Origin of the sequence: Siphonobacter sp. BAB-5405 (assembly GCF_002872335.1) — a bacterium.
Lineage (GTDB): Bacteria > Bacteroidota > Bacteroidia > Cytophagales > Spirosomataceae > Siphonobacter.
In genome coordinates, this window is the sequence record NZ_NJAG01000094.1 from 1 (window position 1) to 4,452 (window position 4,452).

Sequence of the window (4,452 nt, forward strand, 5' to 3'; positions counted from 1 at the left end):
TCAATCGTATTCTTTTTCTTAAACTACTTGAAAGCTCAACTCATTAAAATATAATTCTAGATATAGTCACGCCAAAAAAAAGCGACTCCACTTATTCTTTTCTTAATACTAATAAAATTAAGAATTACGATGATTTGAACAGTCTGTTCTTTGAAGTACTAGCTCGTAAACCAGAAAAAAGAGATGAAGAATACAAAAAGCTTTTTTCTACCGTACCTTATCTTAATAGTTCTCTATTTGAGCCCACTGACATCGAGCATATTACCATATTTATCAGTAACCTTAAAGATGAATACACTTTACCTATCTTATCTACTACTGTTTTAAAGAATAAAGAAGGGAAAAAACGTTCAGGAGATTTAAATGCGTTAGAATACTTTTTCGAGTTTCTTAATGCCTACGAATTCAGTGGGGAAGGGGCTGAAGAGATTCAGGAAGATAATAAGACTCTAATCAATGCTTCAGTGTTAGGTCTGATCTTTGAAAAAATCAATGGTTACAAGGACGGATCATTCTTTACTCCTGGCTTCATTACAATGTATATGTGCCGGGAAACGATCCGGCGAGCAGTTATTCAGAAGTTCAACGAAATTAAGGGATGGGAGTGTGCGGATCTAGATGAGTTGTATGATAAAATCGAAGATAAGCTAGAAGCCAATCAAATTATTAACAGCTTGAAGATATGTGATCCCGCAGTAGGTTCGGGACACTTTCTAGTATCCGCTTTAAATGAGATTATTAGTATTAAAAATGATACTAAAGGTATTATTTGACCGGTCTGGTAAGCGAAGACTACGCGATTATCATATAGAAGTAGTAAACGACGAGCTAATCATTACGGATGAGGAAGGTCAGCTTTTTGAATATAATCCTAATAGCACTGAAAGTCAAAGGGTTCAAGAGACCATTTTCCATGAAAAACAGACCATCATTGAGAATTGTCTATTTGGCCTTGATTTAAATCCTAATTCAGTAAAGATCTGCCGTTTACGTTTGTGGATTGAGTTGTTGAAGAATGCTTACTATACATCTTCGCCTGCAGCGGCCCTATATGAAAGGTCTTTAGAAACCCTGCCTAATATTGATATAAACATTAAGTGGGGAAATTCCCTTGTAAGTCGCTATGCACTGGATGCGGACTTAAGTCAGGCACTAAAAAAGAGTAAGCTATCCATCAATAATTATAAAGCAGCGGTACAAACGTACCGTAATGCAGAGAATAAAGAGCAGAAGCGGGAAATGGAACAATTGATTAATAAAATAAAAGCGACTTCCGGACCGAGATAACCAATAATGATCCTAAGAAAAAGAAACTATCTAAGTTGACTGGAGAACTATATAATAGTTCTCAAAATCAGTTGTTTACGCCTAGTAAAGCTGAAGCAAAACTAAATAAGCAGAAGCAGGAAAAGCTTAAAAAAGAAATAGAACAGCTCACCGCATATATAGAAGAGGTAAAGAATAATAAAATGTATGAAAATGCTTTTGAGTGGCGATTCGAGTTTCCAGAGGTTTTAAATGACGAAGGTGATTTCATTGGATTTGATGTAATGCTTGGAAACCCACCTTACATGCAATTACAAAAAATGGGTAATGAAAGTATCAATCTTCAAAAAATTGGTTATCAAACTTATGAATCAACAGGAGATATCTACTCATTATTTTATGAGAATAGTTGGAATGTTCTCAGAAGCAGAGGCATTTTGTGTTTTATCACATCTAATAAATGGATGAAAGCCGCTTATGGTAAAAGTACAAGGAAATTCTTTAGCGAGGAAACAAACCCCATACTGCTAGTTGATTTTGGAGGACAAAAAATATTTTCATCTGCAACAGTAGATACTAATATAATTCTATTTTCAAAAGACAAAAATCAAGGTAACACTATTGCTTGCATATTAAGAGAAAATGCGTTGGATAATCTGCGAGATTATATAACAAACCATTCCACTATTAATAGTTTTTTAACGGAAAATAGTTGGATAATTCTATTAGGGATAGAATTAAGTATTAAATCAAAAATTGAAGCAAACGGTAAACCTCTTAAAGACTGGGATGTCAATATATACAGAGGTATCCTCACTGGCTATAATGAGGCTTTATCATTGACGGCAAGAAGAAAGATGAGTTGATTGCTCAGGACCCTAAAAGTGCCGAAATTATACGACCGATTTTACGTGGCAGAGATATTAAAAGGTATACGTACGACTATAACGACTTATGGTTGATAAATATGCATAATGGAATGAAAGAAAAGGGTGTAAAATCAATTATATCAGACGATTATCCAGCTATAAAAGATCATTTAGACCAATACTATGTTGAACTAGCCAAGCGAACGGATAAAGGTGATACTCCCTATAACTTACGTAATTGTGCTTATATGGACGATTTTTCTAAACAAAAATAGTCTATCCTGATATTATGCGAATGCCGAAGCAGGTTCATCTATTATCTAACTATCCAAATTTTTATTTAGATAAAGATGGATTCTACATTGAAGCTACGAATTTCATGATGATTGGATATGATATAGATATTATTTATCTCTTTTTAACATCAGATTTAGGATTCTTTATATTCTCAAAATTCTATTCTGGTCCTCAATTTGATTCAACAGGCTTTAGATACAAGAAAGCGTATTTAGATGAAACCTACATCCCTATCCCAAGTGCTCAACAAGCTATTGAGCTACGGAACTTATTAAATCAACTCAACTTTCAAAGTACAATAGATGAAGTTATATTCAAAATATGGTCAGAAATTATAGGATTAAATCAAGATGAAAGGGAATATATTAGTAATTATAAACATAATTTACTTCATCAAGCCTTCAATGAATTCAACCTCATCGGTTGAAAGATTATACAATTCATATATTCGGTTATCTATGTTTTTTTGATTTTGCTGGTTCGGAAATGAGACCCAATCGGCAAAGGGTTTTTGTTGATCCTCTGATAATACTGGTACAGGTAATCGTTCAACAAACATTTGTTTATATTCAAAGTAGCCTCCATTTCGAGTAACACCATATTGACGTATGAACCAATCTGCAAGCTTCGAGTTTAAAACTGCTAGTAAATATCCATTAAATGGTACAATCATAGAGCAAGGGACGTTGACATATATTTCTTCAGGTGCTTTTGCAAAAGAAGCTGATAGAGATAAGTTTCCCCATACTATTTTTGTTTAGAAAAATCGTCCGTATTCCTTAACCAAGAGAATACCCTCATGTTATTCCGTTTCAGGCAAAGTCTTCTCTTGATTAGGATGACCTGACAAAGATAAATCATTTTTGCAACATTGTTGCAAAGCGGCCATTCTTTTCCAGCTACTGGCGAACCATAGGAGTATCCACGCGGATAGTGAAGAAGTGTACTACACGCTTCGTAACGAAACCGCAGTCGTCATTCCCGCCAAACCCCCGGTGGAGTATCAGCATTTTGCTCCCTTTGAAAAGCTGGAATGGAAGCAGTTTATAGCGAATTTTAAAATAAGCTCGCCGATATTCCGGTTTTCACTTCGCCTGGCCGTGACCTGTTTTTTTGTTATATACTGCCAGGTATTTGCCCTAGGCCAGTACAGCTATTGAATATTGATTACCGTGGTGGTGATCATAAAACCCGCATTCAGTCTCACCCGGGAACGAAACGTGCAACGGCTGATTGGTACTTTACTGGGGATCGTCATCGCCCTGTGCCTGCTGCATTTCGTTACAAACACGGCACTACTCCTTGGGTTGGCGTCGGTGTTTCTGCTCATTTATTTTACCCTCAATCGCATCCACCACCTCCTGAGCGTGATCGCGCTGACGCCGTTGGTCATCACCCTCCTATACGTTTACGGGAATAGTGGATGGGGCTTCGTTCTCGAACGAATGTACGATACACTGATTGGATGCGCCATTGCCTTTGGAGCCACGTATCTTTTCCCCTCCTGGGAGTCCATTCGGGTACTTTTTCTATGCAGAGAACTGCTGAAATTCAATGTACAGTACCTGGGAAAACTCGAGGATGCGCTTCGTGGGGAACCTACCAATGTGACGGCCTACAAACTGGCCTGGAAGCGTGTTTACCTGGGCCAGGCCAACCTATCGCAATCTTTTCAGCGAATGCTCATAGAACCCGGCAATCAAGCCATCATTTCTAAATACATGTATCATTTTCAAATGCTGAATCATATACTCAGTGCTAATATCGCTTCACTTTTCAGGTCCATCGCCGTCGGGAACCAACGGGTAGATCCGGGTCAGATAAAGGCAGTAAAGGACGTACTCGTTCAAAGTTTGCTTTATCTAGATCCTTCACCGAACGAGGGGATCTCAGACGATTCGGAAGAAAGAGTGAAGGAGATCCTCGATGATGCTTCAGAAAAACACCAAGATCCGTTTTTTTTGTTGTAATAAACTAAGCGGGCAAATCAGGGTTTGCTGCCTGGAACTTCGGGCCCTAC

7 protein-coding genes are annotated in these 4,452 nt (G+C 37.5%); 6 read left to right on the forward strand and 1 reads right to left on the reverse strand.

The features are described 5' to 3' along the window. Positions 1–134: 134 nt before the first annotated feature. The 4 genes from BWI97_RS28705 to BWI97_RS25870 all read left to right on the forward strand — a co-directional run bounded on the left by BWI97_RS28705 (position 135) and on the right by BWI97_RS25870 (position 2,859). Entirely contained in the window at positions 135–773 is a 639-nt protein-coding gene (locus BWI97_RS28705) for a hypothetical protein (protein WP_233208055.1), read from the forward strand. Further along, positions 730–1,287: a hypothetical protein gene (locus tag BWI97_RS28710; protein WP_233208056.1), complete on the forward strand. Its 558-nt coding sequence runs from the start codon at positions 730–732 to the stop codon at positions 1,285–1,287. The genes BWI97_RS28705 and BWI97_RS28710 overlap by 44 nt, the downstream gene beginning before the upstream one ends. A gap of 35 nt (positions 1,288–1,322) precedes the next feature. Next, positions 1,323–2,132: an Eco57I restriction-modification methylase domain-containing protein gene (locus BWI97_RS28715; RefSeq protein ID WP_233208057.1), complete on the forward strand. Its 810-nt coding sequence runs from the start codon at positions 1,323–1,325 to the stop codon at positions 2,130–2,132. A gap of 382 nt (positions 2,133–2,514) precedes the next feature. Then, positions 2,515–2,859 (forward strand): hypothetical protein, encoded by a 345-nt coding sequence (locus tag BWI97_RS25870; protein WP_146011051.1) that lies wholly within the window; start codon positions 2,515–2,517, stop codon positions 2,857–2,859. Here the strand turns inward: BWI97_RS25870 and BWI97_RS29380 are convergent. Further along, positions 2,818–3,183: a TaqI-like C-terminal specificity domain-containing protein gene (locus BWI97_RS29380; protein WP_102203376.1), complete on the reverse strand. Its 366-nt coding sequence runs from the start codon at positions 3,181–3,183 to the stop codon at positions 2,818–2,820. The genes BWI97_RS25870 and BWI97_RS29380 overlap by 42 nt on opposite strands. Before the next feature lie 112 nt (positions 3,184–3,295). On the opposite strand from BWI97_RS29380, the gene BWI97_RS25880 reads away from it, so the two are divergent. Next, complete coding sequence (locus BWI97_RS25880; protein ID WP_146011052.1) at positions 3,296–3,592, forward strand: hypothetical protein; 297 nt, start codon at positions 3,296–3,298, stop codon at positions 3,590–3,592. A gap of 12 nt (positions 3,593–3,604) precedes the next feature. Next, positions 3,605–4,402 (forward strand): FUSC family protein, encoded by a 798-nt coding sequence (locus tag BWI97_RS25885; RefSeq protein ID WP_304529128.1) that lies wholly within the window; start codon positions 3,605–3,607, stop codon positions 4,400–4,402. Positions 4,403–4,452 lie beyond the last annotated feature (50 nt).

Bases quoted from the DNA above. Each gene is read 5' to 3' on its own strand.
- BWI97_RS25870 (WP_146011051.1), top strand. From the start codon at position 2,515: ATGATGATTGGATATGATATAGATATTATTTATCTCTTTTTAACATCA.
- BWI97_RS28710 (WP_233208056.1), top strand. From the start codon at position 730: ATGAGATTATTAGTATTAAAAATGATACTAAAGGTATTATTTGACCGG.